The organism is Halomicrococcus pelagicus (assembly GCF_050954125.1).
Genome location: NZ_JBPBWC010000001.1, coordinates 310220 through 324108, shown reverse-complemented (window position 1 = coordinate 324108; position 13889 = coordinate 310220). Strand labels below are relative to the sequence as shown.

26 protein-coding genes and 1 pseudogene are annotated in these 13889 nt (G+C 65.3%); 1 reads left to right on the top strand and 26 read right to left on the bottom strand.

Going from position 1 to position 13889, the window contains the following annotated elements:
• Window positions 1-66: 66 nt before the first annotated feature.
• Window positions 67-435, top strand: coding sequence for a HesB/IscA family protein (locus ACRYA2_RS01790; RefSeq protein WP_433623632.1), 369 nt, complete (start codon window positions 67-69; stop codon window positions 433-435).
• Window positions 436-438: 3 nt separating this feature from the next.
• Here the strand turns inward: ACRYA2_RS01790 and ACRYA2_RS01785 are convergent, their stop codons facing one another.
• The 26 genes and pseudogenes from ACRYA2_RS01785 to rpl4p all read right to left on the bottom strand — a co-directional run bounded on the left by ACRYA2_RS01785 (window position 439) and on the right by rpl4p (window position 13887).
• A complete protein-coding gene (locus ACRYA2_RS01785) occupies window positions 439-648 on the bottom strand; it encodes a dodecin (protein ID WP_433623630.1) in 210 nt (69 codons plus the stop codon).
• Window positions 649-754: 106 nt separating this feature from the next.
• A pseudogene (locus ACRYA2_RS01780) lies at window positions 755-880 on the bottom strand (ABC transporter permease); the annotation flags it as partial.
• Between the two features lie 140 nt (window positions 881-1020).
• Window positions 1021-1320, bottom strand: a complete 300-nt coding sequence (locus ACRYA2_RS01775) for a hypothetical protein (RefSeq protein WP_433623628.1) — start codon at window positions 1318-1320, stop codon at window positions 1021-1023.
• A gap of 197 nt (window positions 1321-1517) precedes the next feature.
• Window positions 1518-2984, bottom strand: a complete 1467-nt coding sequence (secY, locus tag ACRYA2_RS01770; protein WP_433623626.1) for a preprotein translocase subunit SecY — start codon at window positions 2982-2984, stop codon at window positions 1518-1520.
• Between the two features lie 3 nt (window positions 2985-2987).
• Window positions 2988-3488, bottom strand: a complete 501-nt coding sequence (locus ACRYA2_RS01765) for an uL15m family ribosomal protein (RefSeq protein WP_433623624.1) — start codon at window positions 3486-3488, stop codon at window positions 2988-2990.
• A gap of 2 nt (window positions 3489-3490) precedes the next feature.
• Entirely contained in the window at window positions 3491-3955 is a 465-nt protein-coding gene (gene rpmD, locus ACRYA2_RS01760) for a 50S ribosomal protein L30 (RefSeq protein WP_433623622.1), read from the bottom strand.
• A complete protein-coding gene (locus ACRYA2_RS01755) occupies window positions 3955-4599 on the bottom strand; it encodes a 30S ribosomal protein S5 (RefSeq protein WP_433623620.1) in 645 nt (214 codons plus the stop codon). The genes rpmD and ACRYA2_RS01755 overlap by 1 nt, the downstream gene beginning before the upstream one ends.
• Before the next feature lies 1 nt (window position 4600).
• Window positions 4601-5155 carry a 50S ribosomal protein L18 gene (locus ACRYA2_RS01750; protein WP_433623618.1) on the bottom strand — a complete coding sequence of 185 codons (555 nt, stop codon included), beginning with the start codon at window positions 5153-5155 and terminating at the stop codon, window positions 4601-4603.
• Between the two features lie 2 nt (window positions 5156-5157).
• On the bottom strand, window positions 5158-5598 hold the full coding sequence (locus ACRYA2_RS01745; RefSeq protein ID WP_433623616.1) for a 50S ribosomal protein L19e: 441 nt from the start codon (window positions 5596-5598) through the stop codon (window positions 5158-5160).
• Window positions 5595-6299, bottom strand: a complete 705-nt coding sequence (locus tag ACRYA2_RS01740; protein WP_433623614.1) for a 50S ribosomal protein L32e — start codon at window positions 6297-6299, stop codon at window positions 5595-5597. Before ACRYA2_RS01740 ends, ACRYA2_RS01745 begins: the two co-directional genes overlap by 4 nt.
• A gap of 3 nt (window positions 6300-6302) precedes the next feature.
• Window positions 6303-6839 carry a 50S ribosomal protein L6 gene (locus ACRYA2_RS01735; RefSeq protein ID WP_433623612.1) on the bottom strand — a complete coding sequence of 179 codons (537 nt, stop codon included), beginning with the start codon at window positions 6837-6839 and terminating at the stop codon, window positions 6303-6305.
• 4 nt (window positions 6840-6843) lie between these two features.
• Window positions 6844-7236: a 30S ribosomal protein S8 gene (locus ACRYA2_RS01730; protein ID WP_433623610.1), complete on the bottom strand. Its 393-nt coding sequence runs from the start codon at window positions 7234-7236 to the stop codon at window positions 6844-6846.
• A 2-nt stretch (window positions 7237-7238) separates the two neighbouring features.
• Window positions 7239-7421 carry a 30S ribosomal protein S14 gene (locus tag ACRYA2_RS01725; protein WP_113275374.1) on the bottom strand — a complete coding sequence of 61 codons (183 nt, stop codon included), beginning with the start codon at window positions 7419-7421 and terminating at the stop codon, window positions 7239-7241.
• Entirely contained in the window at window positions 7418-7942 is a 525-nt protein-coding gene (locus ACRYA2_RS01720; protein WP_433623608.1) for a 50S ribosomal protein L5, read from the bottom strand. The genes ACRYA2_RS01725 and ACRYA2_RS01720 overlap by 4 nt, the downstream gene beginning before the upstream one ends.
• Entirely contained in the window at window positions 7939-8664 is a 726-nt protein-coding gene (locus ACRYA2_RS01715; RefSeq protein ID WP_433623606.1) for a 30S ribosomal protein S4e, read from the bottom strand. Before ACRYA2_RS01715 ends, ACRYA2_RS01720 begins: the two co-directional genes overlap by 4 nt.
• Complete coding sequence (gene rplX, locus ACRYA2_RS01710; protein WP_433623604.1) at window positions 8661-9017, bottom strand: 50S ribosomal protein L24; 357 nt, start codon at window positions 9015-9017, stop codon at window positions 8661-8663. The genes ACRYA2_RS01715 and rplX overlap by 4 nt, the downstream gene beginning before the upstream one ends.
• Window positions 9014-9412 (bottom strand): 50S ribosomal protein L14, encoded by a 399-nt coding sequence (locus ACRYA2_RS01705; RefSeq protein ID WP_113275370.1) that lies wholly within the window; start codon window positions 9410-9412, stop codon window positions 9014-9016. Before ACRYA2_RS01705 ends, rplX begins: the two co-directional genes overlap by 4 nt.
• The gene (locus tag ACRYA2_RS01700) at window positions 9412-9759 is read right to left on the bottom strand and encodes a 30S ribosomal protein S17 (RefSeq protein ID WP_113275369.1); all 348 of its coding nucleotides are present in this window, start codon (window positions 9757-9759) and stop codon (window positions 9412-9414) included. The genes ACRYA2_RS01705 and ACRYA2_RS01700 overlap by 1 nt, the downstream gene beginning before the upstream one ends.
• Window positions 9750-10133 carry a ribonuclease P protein component 1 gene (locus ACRYA2_RS01695; protein ID WP_433623601.1) on the bottom strand — a complete coding sequence of 128 codons (384 nt, stop codon included), beginning with the start codon at window positions 10131-10133 and terminating at the stop codon, window positions 9750-9752. The genes ACRYA2_RS01700 and ACRYA2_RS01695 overlap by 10 nt, the downstream gene beginning before the upstream one ends.
• Window positions 10133-10342, bottom strand: coding sequence for a 50S ribosomal protein L29 (gene rpmC, locus ACRYA2_RS01690; protein WP_113275367.1), 210 nt, complete (start codon window positions 10340-10342; stop codon window positions 10133-10135). Before rpmC ends, ACRYA2_RS01695 begins: the two co-directional genes overlap by 1 nt.
• The gene (locus ACRYA2_RS01685) at window positions 10342-11271 is read right to left on the bottom strand and encodes a 30S ribosomal protein S3 (RefSeq protein ID WP_433623599.1); all 930 of its coding nucleotides are present in this window, start codon (window positions 11269-11271) and stop codon (window positions 10342-10344) included. The genes rpmC and ACRYA2_RS01685 overlap by 1 nt, the downstream gene beginning before the upstream one ends.
• Entirely contained in the window at window positions 11271-11732 is a 462-nt protein-coding gene (locus tag ACRYA2_RS01680) for a 50S ribosomal protein L22 (RefSeq protein WP_113275365.1), read from the bottom strand. Before ACRYA2_RS01680 ends, ACRYA2_RS01685 begins: the two co-directional genes overlap by 1 nt.
• A 3-nt stretch (window positions 11733-11735) precedes the next feature.
• The gene (locus tag ACRYA2_RS01675; RefSeq protein WP_113275364.1) at window positions 11736-12161 is read right to left on the bottom strand and encodes a 30S ribosomal protein S19; all 426 of its coding nucleotides are present in this window, start codon (window positions 12159-12161) and stop codon (window positions 11736-11738) included.
• Window positions 12161-12880, bottom strand: coding sequence for a 50S ribosomal protein L2 (locus ACRYA2_RS01670; RefSeq protein ID WP_433623596.1), 720 nt, complete (start codon window positions 12878-12880; stop codon window positions 12161-12163). The genes ACRYA2_RS01675 and ACRYA2_RS01670 overlap by 1 nt, the downstream gene beginning before the upstream one ends.
• Window positions 12881-12883: 3 nt before the next feature.
• Window positions 12884-13138: a 50S ribosomal protein L23 gene (locus tag ACRYA2_RS01665; RefSeq protein WP_113275362.1), complete on the bottom strand. Its 255-nt coding sequence runs from the start codon at window positions 13136-13138 to the stop codon at window positions 12884-12886.
• The gene (gene rpl4p, locus ACRYA2_RS01660; RefSeq protein ID WP_113275361.1) at window positions 13135-13887 is read right to left on the bottom strand and encodes a 50S ribosomal protein L4; all 753 of its coding nucleotides are present in this window, start codon (window positions 13885-13887) and stop codon (window positions 13135-13137) included. Before rpl4p ends, ACRYA2_RS01665 begins: the two co-directional genes overlap by 4 nt.
• Window positions 13888-13889 lie beyond the last annotated feature (2 nt).

The following is a 13889-nucleotide window of genomic DNA, read 5'->3' as shown; positions in this document are numbered from 1 at the left end:
TCGGTCGACGACCGTCACCGACGAGGCGGCGACAGCGTTAACATCCTGCTCCGAAAAGGTGTTAGTATGAGTACTGACACCGCACCCGATGGGGAGCCGACCCCCCAGATTGAGGTGACGGAGGACGCCGCCGAGCAAGCGCTCACGCTGCTGGACGGCGAGGACATGGACTCCGACGTGGCGGGTCTCCGGCTGTTCGTCCAGCAGGGCGGGTGTGCGGGGCTCTCGTACGGGATGCGTTTCGACGGGGAACCGGAGGACGACGACACCATCTACGAACACCACGGCCTGCGCGTGTTCGTCGACCCCGCGAGCATGAACTACATCGAGGGCAGCGTCGTCGACTACGAGACGGGGCTACAGGGTGCCGGATTCCACGTCGACAACCCGAACGTCGTCTCGGAGTGCGGTTGCGGCGAGAGCTTCCGGACCTGAGGATTACTCGGAGTGGTCTTCGAGTTCGAACGCCACCTCGACCTCCGCCTGGTACTCGCGGTCCGCGGCTCTGGCGAGTTCCACGCCCAGTTCCTTCACCTCGACCCATTTGACGTTGTCGAGCGTCTGGTCGGCGCGGTCGATAGCGTCGTCGGTTGCCGCGTCGAAGCTTTCGTCGCTGGTTCCGATGAGCGTTATCTTCTTGAACACCATGACGTGTGCTGATTCTCCCTCCCGCCTGAAATCGACATCGGCCGTTCGGTAGTTCGGTTCGTCAGGACTGAAAGGAATATCCGGACTGAACGATTATTCAATCGCATTCGGCGGCCGTCTTCCCAGCGAAGACGGCGACGCGGTTCGTCGGCATCACCGGCACCGTCTCGAACACTCCGTTCTCGACGTCGTCGACGAGACCGACGCCGGCGGTCGCGGCGTCAGTAAGTGCTCTCGGGGTCCCCGCTGAACAGGCACGCCAGGCCGAGCAGGAGGGCGATACTACAAACGAGGCGGGTGGCGGTTCGTCTAACGTATGCCATAACACTCCGGCGATTCGCGTACGACGGTAAATCCTTTGTGGAGCGCGGACTACGGCTCTTCGTCCTCGAAGACGTTCATCGGCTTCTCCCAATTGCTGAGATTGTTCATCGTGAACGAGCGCTCGTTGAGCCCGTTGTCGATGAGGATGACCTCACCATCGAAGTCGAACGTCGCGGTGCCCTGCCGCACTTCGACGTACCGGTCCTCGTCGGCCCACCGGGCGTGCACCTCGCCGTGTTCGAGGATGTCCGCCATCATCCGCACCACCGGGGCGTGCCGTTCGCGGGCCTCGTCGTCGAACTCTCCCTCTATCTGGAGTTCGGAGAGCGCGCGTTCGCGGTCCACCATAGCAGTCAGTGTGTACGAGCGCGACGGCAAAAATGCAGGGGCCGGCGTCCAGACGGGTATTCGTGTCCGGTATCGTACTCCGCGGTACACCGCCTTTCGGCCGAGACGCCTCGGGAACGAACGGAGCGGCTATCGGTCGGGGCGTTACTGTCGCTCGACGCTACCGAGAAAGAGGAACGGGAGAGAGGTGTTCTGCGTTAGCCGCCGAACATCTCGCGCATCATCGGATGCATCTCCATCAGCTGCTCTTCGGCGATCTCCTCGTACAGCTTGTACGTGATGGAGACCGTCAGCAGCAGTCCGGTCCCGGAGACGCCGCCGATGGTGCCGAGCATGTTCGCCAGCACGGCCAGCAGTCCGACGAGCGCACCGCCGAGCACGGTGACTTGCGGGATGTACCGCTCCATCACCTTCTCGATGACGCCCGTGTTCTGGCGGAATCCGGGAATCTGCATTCCGGAGTTCTGGATCTGTTTCGCCGTCGCTTCCGGCCCCATGTCCGTCGTCTCGACCCAGAAGATGGCGAAGATAGCGCCGCCGATGACCATGAACCCGAGGTCGATGGCGATGCGCAGGAGTATCTGCCACGGCTCCTGGGCGACCGAGCCGGTCCACCACATCCACTGCTCGCGGCCGCGGATGGGCGCGAGGTAGTAGAACAGCCCGCCGATGGGCTGTCCGTTGCTGTACTGGCCGAGCCACGCCGGCAGGTCGCCGAGCTGACTGCTGAGGATGCGCCCGAGGAACTGGATGTTCGCCTGGAGCGCACGAACGAGGATCATCGGCAGGACGCTCGCGTAGATGAGCTTCACGGGGAAGCGACCGCGAGCGCCTTTCACCCGCGCGTGGCTGAGCGGAATCTCGACCCGAACGCTCTCGGCGTACACGACGATGGCGAAGATGAGCACCGTCGTGACCAGCGCGAGCAGTTGACCGCCGCCCAGCAGCAGGTACTGGATGCCCTGGCCGGTCAGCAGCGACGGGACGTTCTCGGCGCTCCCGGTGACGAGAGCGATCCACCGCGGCACGAGGCCGGGGTTGGTGTTCGGAAGCCCCTGCCACGCGAACAGACCCGCGATGAGCTTCTGGCTCACGCCGGCGACGATGAACAGCCCGATGCCGCTACCGACGCCCCACTTGCTGATTATCTCGTCCATGAACAGGACGAGGATGGCCCCGACGAATATCTGGGCGAAGATGAGCCACTTGACGCCGAACGACCCGCCGGGGAAGCTACCGGCTAGCTGTGGGTCGGCCGGGAAGAACCCGCCCGCGAAGACCATCGGCAGTCCGGTCAGGAAGATCATCACGACGACCAGCAGTTTCTGGAGGCCCTGGTACAGCACCTGATCGCGAGGGTCGTCGGTGTCCAGCCCTAGCAGGTCAGCACCGCCGAGCAACTGCAAGACGATGCTCGCCGTGACGATAGGTCCGATACCGAGGTGCAGCACCGACCCCTGACCACCCGCCAGCAGCGACCGGAACTGACCGTAGATGTCGGTCGTCTGGTTCGCGCCGTACAGGGTGACGTTCGTCAGGAAGAAGTACAACAACAGGACGCCGCCCGTCCACGTCAGCTTGCGCTTGAAGGGGACGTGCCCCTCTGGCCGACGGACGGAGGGCATCCGAGTCAGGACCGGTTCAGCGGCCTCCTTCCATCCCATGTGTTACTCCTCTGACTCTGCCGTCTCTTCCGGCTCGTCTTCGTCTTCGTCTTCGGCTTCTTCGGCCCGGTCGCTGAGGACGGCGTCGCCGCCCTCCTCCTCGATGAGCTCGACTGCGCTCGCGGAGAACGCGTCGGCGGTCACTTCCAGTTCGTTGCGGACGCGACCGTTACCGAGGACCTTGACGACGTCGGCGTCCCAGCCGTCCTCGACGACGTCGCGCGCGTCGAGGCGGTAGCCGAAGTCGGTCTCCTCGGCGTCGCCCTCCGCCGCGAACAGCGCGGCGTCCTCGTCTAACTTCTGCACCGATATCGTCTTGACCTCTTCCTGGACGTCCTCGGGGCGCTTGAAGCCGTGCTTGCCGAGCGGTCCGTGATTGTGGAACTCGTGTTTGGAGCGGCCCGCGTTACCGCGGCCGCCACGGTGGCCGGCACCGCGGCGGTTCTTGTGACTGCCACCGCCGTGCGTGCGCGAGCCACGCTGTCGTCGTTTCTTGTCTGTCATTGTTATCTCATCGCCTTCAGGAGCGCGTTGATTTCCTCGGTTGTATGTTTTCCGAGTTCGCCGCCCTCCTTGGTGGGGTGCTTGAGGCCGTCGTGGCCGCCGCGCGGCGGATGGAGCCGCAGCACCGGCGTCAGGCCCGCCTCTTCGAGCGTCGTCTCCTCGTCGAGCAGCGCCGACGCGAGACCGGCGACGTCGTCGTAGTCGGTGTTGTCCGCGACCCACTCGTCGTCGACGTCGTCGCTCCCCTCGAGCGGTTCGGCGCGCGTCGCGAGCACCGTCTCCAGGACCGCCTGGTCCGGTTCGCCGTAGGCGACGTAGTCGTTGACCTTCGTTATCATCCCGCGGTAGGCGTCGGTCTCGGGCACCAGCGCGCAGTGGTTCACCCGGTGGATGTTCAGCATCTCCAGGGTGTCCTGGATGCTGCCGTTCATGTCGACCTCGCCGCGGATCTGGACGACCGCTTGCATCAGTCGGCCACCTCCTCGGGTTCGTCGGGTCGGGTCCGTCGCGGCCCCCGTGCCTGCGAGGCGTTCTCGAGGGCGTTGTACGTCGCCTTCGCGAGGTTCAGCGTCGTCCGGGTGTTGCCGTGGCTCTTCGTCCAGGCGTTCTCGACGCCCGCCAGTTCCAGAATCTTGCGGACCGTGTCGGTCGCCGCGAGACCCAGTCCGGCGGGAGCCGGGATGAGTTCGACCGTGACGCTGCCCGCCTTCCCCTCCGTGCGGTGGGTCAGCGAGTGCGGTCGGTCGCTGCGGTCCTCCCACGAGCCCGCGCCGCGGGGGACGTCGATGATGTTCAGCTTCGCGATGTCGATGGCCTTCTGGATGGCACCCCCGACCTGGTCGTCGCGGCCCTCGGCGTAGCCGACGTACCCGTCGCGGTTGCCGATGGCGACGACGCAGCGGAACTTCACGCGTCGACCGGAGTCGGTCATGCGCTGGACCATGTTGATGTCCAGCACTTCGTCTTCGAGTCCGGGGAGGAGCTGGTCGACCAGCTCCGACTCCTTCAGCGGGAGCCCGGAGTTCAGCGCCGCCTCCATCGTGTCGATCTCGCCCTCGGCGACCTTGCGGCCGAGCCGGGTCTGGGGTTCCCAGCCGTTGTGTTGGCTCATATTATTCGTCCTCCTGGAGGTTCGCGAGCACTTCGTCGAAGTGCTCGGGTAGTTCGGTGGCGTCGAAATCCCCGCTGTACAGCGGCTCGTCGCGCTGTTCTGCGAACTCGGCGATGTGCTCGCCGCGGTTGCGCGACCAGTCCGCCATCACGCTCTCGTTGTGCGGGATGTTGAGGCCAGCGTCGATTGCACCTTCCTGTACTGCGAACGCCTTGTTGCCGGGCGTCGCCGTGTTGAGGCCGATGTCGAGCACGGCCTCTTCGAAACCGTCGTCGAGCGCACGCTTGCCCAGCAGGTACCCGGTGAGGTACGCGCTCGGGAGATTGCCCGTCGGGGCCTCCCAGCCGTACTCGGCCAGGTCGCCGGAGAATGCGCTCGCGACCGTGTTGTCGCCGTCGGGGCCCAGAGTGATCAGCTGCGCCCTGACGTGCCGGTTGCTCTTGCGAGCGACCAGCCGGGGCTTGCCCGATTTCAGCAGGCGCAACCTCTGGTGGTAGTCCGTCCGGACCTCGCGGCGGCGCCGCATCGGCACCTTGTATCGTGGTCCTGTCGCCATTGTTAGTAGTTGTTCTCGATGTAGTTCAGCAGGTAGCGAACGCTACGGAACTCCCCGCCTTTCGACTTGTCGTAGAGGTCCCGATACTGCGAGTTGGTGATCTCGCCCTGGGCGCGGAGTTCGCGAAGCTTGCTACGCTGCGCTCGGATTTGGTTCTCCCACTGTTCTTTCTCGTTCCGGCGACCGCCCGACTTCCCCTTCCGGGAACCGGGACCGGTGCGGTGGCCGTAGGCCCGCTTCTCGCTACGTTCGCGGGCGCGACCGCGGGAGTTGCTCTTCGCCTCTTTCGCCTTGATGGTCCCGTCGTCGACGAGTTCCCGGATGTCCTCGCGGGTGATCGCGTCCACGATTTCACCCTGAGCCTCCGGGTCGAACCAGACGCGGTTCTCGCCGACGTCGAGCACGTCCGAAGCCAGTCGCTTCTGTGCACTCAGGTCAGTCATTCTTCGACCTCCACTTCGACGTAGGTCGGGTTCAGCACGCGGATACCTTCGTCCTCGGCGACTTCCTCGATGCGCTCGCGCTTGCGAGCGCCGACCTTCGAGGCGATGCGGACCGCTTCCGCGTCGCCGTCCACGCCGTCGAGGTCGTCGACGTTGTGGACCCGCACCTCGTCGAAGCCGCTCGGATGCTTGCCCCGAACGGCCTCGGGCGTGCGGAAACCGGGGTCGACCTTGTCGCCCTTGCCCTTCACGCCGCGGCGCTGCTTCGAGAGCTTGCCGCGCGGGCGTCGCCAGGACTTCGGCGTCCGCTTTTTCTTGTGGTAGTCCTGTCGGTTGAACTGCGGTTTGCCCTCGCGCTCGCGCTGCGTGAGGAGACGTTCCTCGTTCTCGCTGAGGTCCGGCGTCTTCTCCACGAGCCCGCGGGGCTGCAGTTCCGTCTCGACGTCCTCTTCGGTTTCCTCTTCCGGCGCTTCCTCCTCTTCTATCTCGGCTTCCGTCTCCTCTTCGACCTCGAGGCCGCCGACGTCAGCCTTGATGCGGGCCGCGAGCGCGTTGCCGATGCCCTCCACTTCGGCTAGGTCGTCCTGGCTGGCGGCCTTGACGTCCTCGACGGACTCGTAGCCGGCCTCGTCGAGCGCTTCGGCCTTGCTCTCGCCGACACCGCTGATGTCTTCGATCTGTTCAGGTTCGTCGTCTGCCATCTATCAGGCACCTCCCGTCGACGGCTTCTCTGTGATGTAGACGCCGTCCTGGAACACTCGCGTGTCCTTGCCGGGAACGCGAGTGAGTTGTTCGATGTCCGCGGCGGTCTGGCCCACGTCCTCGATGTCGGGGCCGCGCAGGTACACTTCCTCGTCGTCCACCTCGACGGTGGTGTCCCCGTGAATCGCCGCTCGCCGGGGCGCTTTCTCGCCGAGGAAGTTCTCGATGACGACCTCGTCGCCCTCCGAGCGCACCTGCATTGGGAAGTGAGAGTAGAAGACTTCCATCTTGTACTCCCACTCGTCGGTCACGCCGTGGAACATGTTTCGTACGTGGCTCTCGAACGTGCCGAGCGTCGCCATCGTCTTGGCGTCGGTCTCGTCGCTCTGGACGACCACGTGACCGTCTTCGACCTCGACCTCGACGTCCGGGTACCAGAGGCGTCGCGTGACGTCGCCCTCGGGTCCCTCGACGGTGAGATCGAGGTGGTCTATCTCGGCGGTCACCTCGTCCGGAATCTCGATTTCGGTTCGTGGCATTGTTCTAGTAGACGTACGCGATGACCTGGCCACCGATGCCCTCGTCGCGGGCCGCGTAGTGGCTCATGATACCGTGGCTGGTCGTGACGACGAGCGTCCCGTAGTCCTGGGCGGGGAGGAATCGCTTCTCCCACTTCTCGAACTCGTCTGCGCCCGCCGAGTAGCGGGGCTTGACCGCGCCACACTCGTTTATCGCGCCTTTCAGTTCGACCTCGAACTGACCGGCTTTGCCGTCGTCGACGAACTCGAAGCCGTCGATGTACCCGTGGTCGTAGAAGACCTCGAGTACGTTGCCGATCTCGTTCGAGGCGGGCTGTACGGTGTGAGTTAGGTGGCCGACGCCCTCGGCGTTGTCCACGCCGGAGAGTGCGTTGGCCAGCGGATCGTTTCCTGCCATAGTTATCGATACTTCTTGAAGCCCATGTCGCGGGCTATCTCCCGGAAGCACTGCCGGCACAGGTAGATGTCGTACTTGCCGACCAAGCCCTGTTTGCGCCCGCAGCGCTGGCAGGCCTCGAGTTGGCCGGTCCGCTTCTCGGCGTGCTCGCCGGTCACGTCTCCGTCGTGTTCACTCTCGCTCATTCGTTGACCTCCACGTCGAAGTTGCCCTCGAGGAACGCGACCGCGTCCTCGACGGTCAGGCGGTGGTTCGATGGAATCTGGCGGGTCGCCTTGTCGCGCTTGGCGACGCGGTAACCCGGCCGGACGAGGTTGACGGTCACGTCGAGCCCGTAGATTCCGATGCTCGGGTCGTACTCCTGGCTCGGGAACTCTGTGTGCTCCTCGACACCGAAGCTGAAGTTCCCGTTGTCGTCGAACTGCGACCGGGAGACGTCGGTCAGCGACAGCGCCGTCTCGATGAACTCGATGGCGTCCTCGCCGCGGAGCGTCACCTTCGCCCCGATGGGGTCGCCCTGTCGGATGCCGAAGTCCGGCATCGTCGAGTTCGCCAGCGTCCGAACGCTCTGCTGGCCCGTGACGTCTTCGAGGATGTCCTCGGCGTCCGCGAGTTCGCGACCGCCTTCGCCGACGCCCATGTGGACGACGACCTTCTCGACGCGCGGTTCGCGCATGTCGTCGAACTTGGTCTCTGCTTCGCTCATTCGGCGTCACCTCCCGACGCCTCGGCGTCGTCGCCGGTGAAGTTCTCGTCGATGACGACGACGTACTCCTCGACCGTCTCGAAGGTACCGTCCTCGCCTTCGACGATGACGCCGTTCGAACCGCTTCCAGGCGTCACCTCGATGTCGGTTACCTCGCCGACGTCGCCCGCGTGCGTGCCGCGGACGGCCGTGACGAGACAGCCTTCCTCGTAGGGGAAATGAGCGACGATCTCGTTGTCGTCGTTGCTGACGACGACGGAGTCTTTCGCGTCGTACTCGCTGGCGTCGTCCACGAGGAGGTTGCCTCCGTCGTGGAAGTTGAGCTGCGTGCGCTCGCCAGCGACCTGCGTCTTGTCCTCTATCTTCGCCAGCTTGCTCCCGGCCGCGTCCTCGTCGATGGCCGTCAGCGCGAGCCGACCGCCCTCGTCGGGGAAGACGCGGTAGTACTCGTCGCGCTCCGGGAACGACAGGATGTCGAACATCCCGATGGGGCGCTGTTCGTCGCTGGGCGAGTCGCCGTTGACGAGGACGCTACTCCGTTCGATGGCGTAGCGCGCTTCCTTCTTGGAGTCGACGTAACCGAGCACGTCCCGCAGGAGGACGACCAGCGGGACACCTGCCTGACCGTGCGGGCCAGCGCCGGCCTTCACGGTGAAGGTCTCGGTCTTGCGCTCAACCGGCCAGGACTTCGGAACGGAGAGTCGTTTCTGGTGTTTCGTCATTCGTCATCACCTCGCAGTCGCGTCTCGCGGCGGTCGTCTTCCAAGTCGAGGTCGGTCACGCGAAGGTTGCTCGCGTCGAGCGAGCGCGGCACTTCTTCGCCGTCCGACTTCTCCAGCGTGACGTCCTCGACGTGGACGACGGCGTTCTTCAGGTCCACTTCGAGCACTTCGCCTTCCTCGCCGGCGAAGTCGCCGCGCATGACCTCGACCGTGTCGCCCGCGTTGACGCGGACGCTACGCCGTCCGAACTCCTCGCGGAGGTCGTCGGACAGCGTCGCCTTGACCTGCTCGTGTCGCTCGTGCAGCGAGGCGCGTTCGGTCTGTTTTCGCTGTTTGCGTGGTTGTCGAGTCATACTATCATCGTAGCGGTGCTCGCGATACTTCCGAACCGCTCGGCGACTTCCCGCGCGATGGGACCCTTGATCTCGGTCCCGCGCGGCTCCTCGACGTCGTCGATGATGACGGCCGCGTTGTCTTCGAACTTCACGCGGCGACCGTCGGGACGACGGATGGGCTTGCGCTGGCGGACGATGACGGCGTCGAGCACCTGGCGACGCATCTCGGGCGTCCCCTTGGTGACCGACACCGTCACCTTGTCACCGATGCCCGCCTTCGGGTGGCGGTTCTTCGTGCTGTGGTAGTTCGAGACGCTGATGACCTTCAGCTGACGTGCGCCGGTGTTGTCGGCACAGGTGATCAGCGAGCCCTTCTCGAGGCCCTGGGTCACGTCCGCTTTCAGCGCTTCCATCAGTCGTCACCTCCGGCGAGGTCGCGGTGGGTCTCGACGGTCTCGACGACCACGTGCGACTTCGTCTTCGAGAGCGGTCGTGTCTCTGCGATACGAACCGTGTCGCCTTCCGAGAGCTCCATGCACTCCGGCGCGTGGGCCGGGATACGGGACCGGCGTTTCATCTGCCGGTCGTATTTGGGCACGGTAACGTCGTACTCTCGCTCGACGACGACGGTCTTGTCCATGTCGGTGGAGGCCACCGCTCCTTCGAGAGTCTGGCCGCGCACGGACAGCGTGCCGTGGAACGGACAGTTCTCGTCGGAGCAGGTTTCCTCCGGTTCTGGTACGTTCAGTCCTAACGCCATTTCGATATACCTCCTGATTCGGTGCGTAGCTCGGGTCGTGAGAGCAAGATAGCTCCATCCACCGTAACGTAGGCTGTGCCCTCGCAACAGCCAGACTGACCGGAGCGGACTCCGGCAGTTTCCGACTGAAGTTCTGGCACAGTCCCCGACGTCCTTTCGGAGTCGGCGGCTTCATCTGTGAGTCGGAACTCGAACTTCGTCCCGCGCTTTTGCACCTGGCGCACCCGAGACGCGGACTCGACGCTCAGCGTCCGCATCGTCTCGTCGACGACCCGGCCCTCGATACCGACGAGGTCGGGGTTCGTCGCGGAGACGACCCGCACGTGCAGGCCGACGAGTTCGTGTTTCGGTAGCGTCTCGGGTGTCAGTGCCATTATTCCTCCAGGTCGCCTTCCTCTCGCTGGACCGTCTTGATCCGAGCGATCGTCCGGCGGAGTTCCTTGATGCGGCCGGGGTTCTCGGGCGCGCCCCCGGCGGCCTTCACGGCCTTCGCGTTGAGCAGTTCGGTCTCGAGCTCTTCGAGTTCGGACTCTCGTTCCGCGGGCGTCATGTCCCGCAGTTCCTCGACGTGAACGATGGCCATTACTGGTCACCCTCCTCGTCGGAGTCGTCTTCCATCTCTTCCATCAGCTCTTCCGCTTCGGCCTCGACCTCCTCCTCGAGCTCGTCGAGTTCCTCCTCGACGGACTCGTCCTCGCCGGACGCCTCCGTCTCGGGTTCGCTCTCGCTCTCGGTCTCGGTCTCTTCCTCGATGACCTCCTCTATCGTCTCCTCGTCGATCTCCTCTTCACCCGGCTCGGGCGGCTCCTCGGCCTCCTCGGCCCGGAGCTCCTCGAGCTCTTCGTCGCTGGGTTCCTCGATGAGTTCGGCGGCCTCGTTGGCCTCGACTGCCTCCGGAACGACTTCCTTGGGGTCCGCGCCCTCCTCGATGTGGAAGTCGTCGGGCAGGTCGGCTCCCGGCGGGATGATCTTCACGTCCACGCCGATGGTGCCGAGCTTCATCACCGCGACGCCCTGCCCGTGGTCGACGATGGTCTGGGCGGGCTCGCCGTTGTGCTTGATGTAGCCGCGGTTGAACTTCTCCACGCGCGAGCGCGCACCGGTGACCTTGCCCGAGAGGACGATCTCCGCCCCGAGGGCGCCGGCGTCCATGATGCGGTCGATGGTGGTGTGGCCTGCCTTCCGGAAGTACCAGCCGCGTTCGAGCGCGTTGGCCAGCCGGTCCGCGACGATGCGGGCGTTCAGGTCGGGCTCGTCGACCTCCTGGACGTCTATCTGGGGGTCGTCGAGGTTGAACTTCTCCTCCAGCTGGGTGGTGATCTTCCGGATGTTCTTGCCGCCCTTGCCGATGACCATCCCGGGCTTCTCGGCCTTGAGGACGATCTGGGTACCCATCGGGGTCTTGGCGACTTCCATTCCTCCGTAGCCCGCGCGGCCGAGTTCGTCCGCGAAGAACTCGTCTATCTGGGACCGCTGCAGGCCGTCTTCGATGAACTGGTGTTCGTCTGCCATTATTCTTCGACCTCCTCGAGGATCAGTTCGACGTCGACCTCGGGCGTGTTCCAGGCGGTCGCCCGGCCCATCGCGCGAGGCTTGCGTCCCTCCACCTCGCCGACCTTGTGGGCGGCGACGTGCATGATCTCCATCGCGTCGCCGTCGAAGCCCTGCTCGTCGGCGTTGTTCGTGACGTTCTCCAGCAGGTCGAGGAACGCCTCGCTGGCCTTCTCGGGGTAGCGACCGGCGTCCCAGCCATCGATGTCGCTACGGTGACCGACACCGCTGTTGTGCTGTTTGAACGGGACCGACTGCTTCCCGTCGACGACGTCGTGGAGGTACGCCTTCGCGTCCTCCGCGGTCATCCCTTTGATCTCCCGGGCGATCGCCTTGCTGTGCTTGTGGCTCATGTGCCGCTCCCGGAGCATCCCCTTGGCGGTGGTGTCCGGGTCGGCCTCGACGCTGTAGCTGATTCCCATGATTTACTTGAGTGGCACGAACTTCGAGGAGCGGGTCGCGCCGATGCCCGCCTGTCCGTGCTCGACGGACGTGCGGGTCAGCTGGAACTCGCCGAGGTAGTGGCCCAGCATCTCGGGCTCGACCTTGACGCGCTCGAAGCTCTGGCCGGTGTAGACGGCGAACGTTTTGCCGACGAACTCCGGCAGCACCGGCATGTCGCGCAGATGCGTTCGGATCGGGTCGTTTGCCGACTCCTCGTCGGTCTTCTTCTGGGCCTTCTCGAGCAGTTTCTCCTGCTCGACGGTCAACCCGCGTTCGATGGTTCGCCGCTGGCGAGCGGGCAGCAGTTCCGCGACTTCCTCCAGACTCATGTCCTGCAGCTCGTCGAGGTCGTGACCGCGGAAGGTGAACTCACCTTCACGGCCGGTTCGGTAGTCACTCTCGCTCATCAGTTACCTCCCCGTCCCGTGCGCCGGGACGAGATGTCCCCGACCTTGCGTCCCGGCGGTGCGTTCCGCGAGACGCTCTTCGGTCGACCGGGGTGCTGGCGGCCACCGCCACCGAACGGGTGGTCGACGGCGTTCATCGCCACGCCGCGAACGTTCGGCCACTTGGTGCCGCGCGCTTTCATCTTGTGGTACTTGTTGCCGGCCTTGACCATCGGCTTCTCCGTTCGGCCGCCACCGGCGACGACGCCGATGGTGGCGCGACAGTCGGGCGAGAGTCGCTTGACCTCGCCGCTCGGAAGCTCGACGACGGCCGCGTCTCGGTCGTGCGTGATGAGGTCCGCGCTCACGCCGGAGGCGCGCGCGAACTTCCCGCCGTCGCCGGGCTGGCGCTCGACGTTGCACACCGGGACTCCTTCCGGAATCTCGGCGAGCGGGAGCGTGTTACCCGGCTTGATCTCGGCGGAGACGCCGACCTGAATCTCCTCGCCGACGCCGACGCCCTCGGGCGCGAGCACGAGGCGCTGGTCGCCGTCCTCGAACTCGATGGCGGCGACGGGCGCGCTTCGCGCGGGGTCGTGTTCGATGTCCACGACGGTGCCCGAGACGATGTCGTCGTCTTCGGTCGTCTTGTGTCCCAGTTCAGCCTTGTATCGGTGCGACGGGGCGCGGAACGTCGGTCCGCCGCGACCACGTCGCTGTCCTTGAATTCGTCGTCCCATGTGTCAGAACACCCCGATTCGAGACGCCACTTCCTGGGCGTCGTCGTCGTCGGACAGTGCCACGGTGGCCTTCTTCCGACCGTTCATCGTGACCTGGGTGTTGATGCTCTCGACGGTCACGTCGTACTGCTGCTCGATCTCCTCGCGGATGTCGGGCTTGTGCGCGTCGAGATCGACGATGAACTGGAGCTTGTTCTCGAAGTCCATCTGGTTCATCGCCTTCTCCGTGACCCAGGGGAACTCGATGACGGAGCTCATCGCTCGGCCACCTCCTCGATGGCGCTCTCGGTCCAGACGGTGAGCCGTCCAGGGTGGGTACCGGGCGCGAGGTCTTCGGCGTTGACCTCCGCCGCGGTCGCCACGTCGGCGCCCGCGAGGTTGCGGGCGGCCTTCGACGGACCGGCGTCGCTGCTCGTCACGAACAGGATCGACTTCGGCGTCTTGTACTTGCGGCCACGGGTCGTCCCGCGACCGGCCCGGACGGACTTGTTCTCTTCGGCACGCTCGACGTCGTCGTGGAGGCCGGTCGCTTCGAGGAAGGAGACGACCTCCTTCGTCTTCACGAGGTCCTCGAACTCGTCGCTCACGACGAGCGGGAGGTCGAGGTCCTCGTCGAAGCGGTGGCCGCGCTCTGCGACCACGTCGGCGTCCGCCGTCGCCGCGATGGCGCTGCGGACGGCCTGCTTGCGCTCCTTCGTGTTGATGTCGAGCGTGCGGTCCTTCTCCTCTTTCGGCGGGTGGGCCTTGCGGCCCCCGACGGTCTGGGGGACCCGCGCGCCCTGGCCGTTCGTCCGGGGCACGTGAGCCATGCCGCGACCGCTGCCGGGCGACTCGGCGGACGTGCGCATCCCCGCGTAGTCGTCGGCACCGTAGTCCTGCTTTCGGTTGGCCTGCGCGGCGAGGACGGCACGCTTGATGAGGTCCGACCGGACGACGTTGTCGAACGTGTCCGGCAGGTCGAGCGTACCCGCGTCCTCGCCGTCGAGGTCTCGGATTGTTGCCTGCATGG

What these genes read in the sequence shown, in the direction of transcription:
- ACRYA2_RS01675 (WP_113275364.1), bottom strand. Translation starts at nt 12,161, where the DNA reads ATGAGCGAGAGTGACTACCGAACCGGCCGTGAAGGTGAGTTCACCTTC.
- ACRYA2_RS01750 (WP_433623618.1), bottom strand. Translation starts at nt 5,155, where the DNA reads ATGGCGACAGGACCACGATACAAGGTGCCGATGCGGCGCCGCCGCGAG.
- rplX (WP_433623604.1), bottom strand. Translation starts at nt 9,017, where the DNA reads ATGACTCGACAACCACGCAAACAGCGAAAACAGACCGAACGCGCCTCG.
- rpmD (WP_433623622.1), bottom strand. Translation starts at nt 3,955, where the DNA reads ATGCAAGCGGTCGTCCAGATCCGCGGCGAGGTCGACATGAACGGCAGC.
- ACRYA2_RS01745 (WP_433623616.1), bottom strand. Translation starts at nt 5,598, where the DNA reads ATGACTGACCTGAGTGCACAGAAGCGACTGGCTTCGGACGTGCTCGAC.
- ACRYA2_RS01670 (WP_433623596.1), bottom strand. Translation starts at nt 12,880, where the DNA reads ATGGGACGACGAATTCAAGGACAGCGACGTGGTCGCGGCGGACCGACG.
- ACRYA2_RS01785 (WP_433623630.1), bottom strand. Translation starts at nt 648, where the DNA reads ATGGTGTTCAAGAAGATAACGCTCATCGGAACCAGCGACGAAAGCTTC.
- ACRYA2_RS01680 (WP_113275365.1), bottom strand. Translation starts at nt 11,732, where the DNA reads ATGGGAATCAGCTACAGCGTCGAGGCCGACCCGGACACCACCGCCAAG.
- ACRYA2_RS01730 (WP_433623610.1), bottom strand. Translation starts at nt 7,236, where the DNA reads ATGGCAGGAAACGATCCGCTGGCCAACGCACTCTCCGGCGTGGACAAC.
- rpl4p (WP_113275361.1), bottom strand. Translation starts at nt 13,887, where the DNA reads ATGCAGGCAACAATCCGAGACCTCGACGGCGAGGACGCGGGTACGCTC.
- ACRYA2_RS01695 (WP_433623601.1), bottom strand. Translation starts at nt 10,133, where the DNA reads ATGGCACTGACACCCGAGACGCTACCGAAACACGAACTCGTCGGCCTG.
- ACRYA2_RS01790 (WP_433623632.1), top strand. Translation starts at nt 67, where the DNA reads ATGAGTACTGACACCGCACCCGATGGGGAGCCGACCCCCCAGATTGAG.
- ACRYA2_RS01765 (WP_433623624.1), bottom strand. Translation starts at nt 3,488, where the DNA reads ATGACAGACAAGAAACGACGACAGCGTGGCTCGCGCACGCACGGCGGT.
- ACRYA2_RS01720 (WP_433623608.1), bottom strand. Translation starts at nt 7,942, where the DNA reads ATGAGCGAAGCAGAGACCAAGTTCGACGACATGCGCGAACCGCGCGTC.
- ACRYA2_RS01700 (WP_113275369.1), bottom strand. Translation starts at nt 9,759, where the DNA reads ATGGCGTTAGGACTGAACGTACCAGAACCGGAGGAAACCTGCTCCGAC.
- secY (WP_433623626.1), bottom strand. Translation starts at nt 2,984, where the DNA reads ATGGGATGGAAGGAGGCCGCTGAACCGGTCCTGACTCGGATGCCCTCC.
- ACRYA2_RS01735 (WP_433623612.1), bottom strand. Translation starts at nt 6,839, where the DNA reads ATGCCACGAACCGAAATCGAGATTCCGGACGAGGTGACCGCCGAGATA.
- ACRYA2_RS01740 (WP_433623614.1), bottom strand. Translation starts at nt 6,299, where the DNA reads ATGGCAGACGACGAACCTGAACAGATCGAAGACATCAGCGGTGTCGGC.
- ACRYA2_RS01665 (WP_113275362.1), bottom strand. Translation starts at nt 13,138, where the DNA reads ATGAGCTCCGTCATCGAGTTCCCCTGGGTCACGGAGAAGGCGATGAAC.
- ACRYA2_RS01705 (WP_113275370.1), bottom strand. Translation starts at nt 9,412, where the DNA reads ATGGAAGCGCTGAAAGCGGACGTGACCCAGGGCCTCGAGAAGGGCTCG.
- ACRYA2_RS01775 (WP_433623628.1), bottom strand. Translation starts at nt 1,320, where the DNA reads ATGGTGGACCGCGAACGCGCGCTCTCCGAACTCCAGATAGAGGGAGAG.
- rpmC (WP_113275367.1), bottom strand. Translation starts at nt 10,342, where the DNA reads ATGGCCATCGTTCACGTCGAGGAACTGCGGGACATGACGCCCGCGGAA.
- ACRYA2_RS01685 (WP_433623599.1), bottom strand. Translation starts at nt 11,271, where the DNA reads ATGGCAGACGAACACCAGTTCATCGAAGACGGCCTGCAGCGGTCCCAG.
- ACRYA2_RS01755 (WP_433623620.1), bottom strand. Translation starts at nt 4,599, where the DNA reads ATGAGCCAACACAACGGCTGGGAACCCCAGACCCGGCTCGGCCGCAAG.
- ACRYA2_RS01725 (WP_113275374.1), bottom strand. Translation starts at nt 7,421, where the DNA reads ATGAGCGAGAGTGAACACGACGGAGACGTGACCGGCGAGCACGCCGAG.
- ACRYA2_RS01715 (WP_433623606.1), bottom strand. Translation starts at nt 8,664, where the DNA reads ATGACGAAACACCAGAAACGACTCTCCGTTCCGAAGTCCTGGCCGGTT.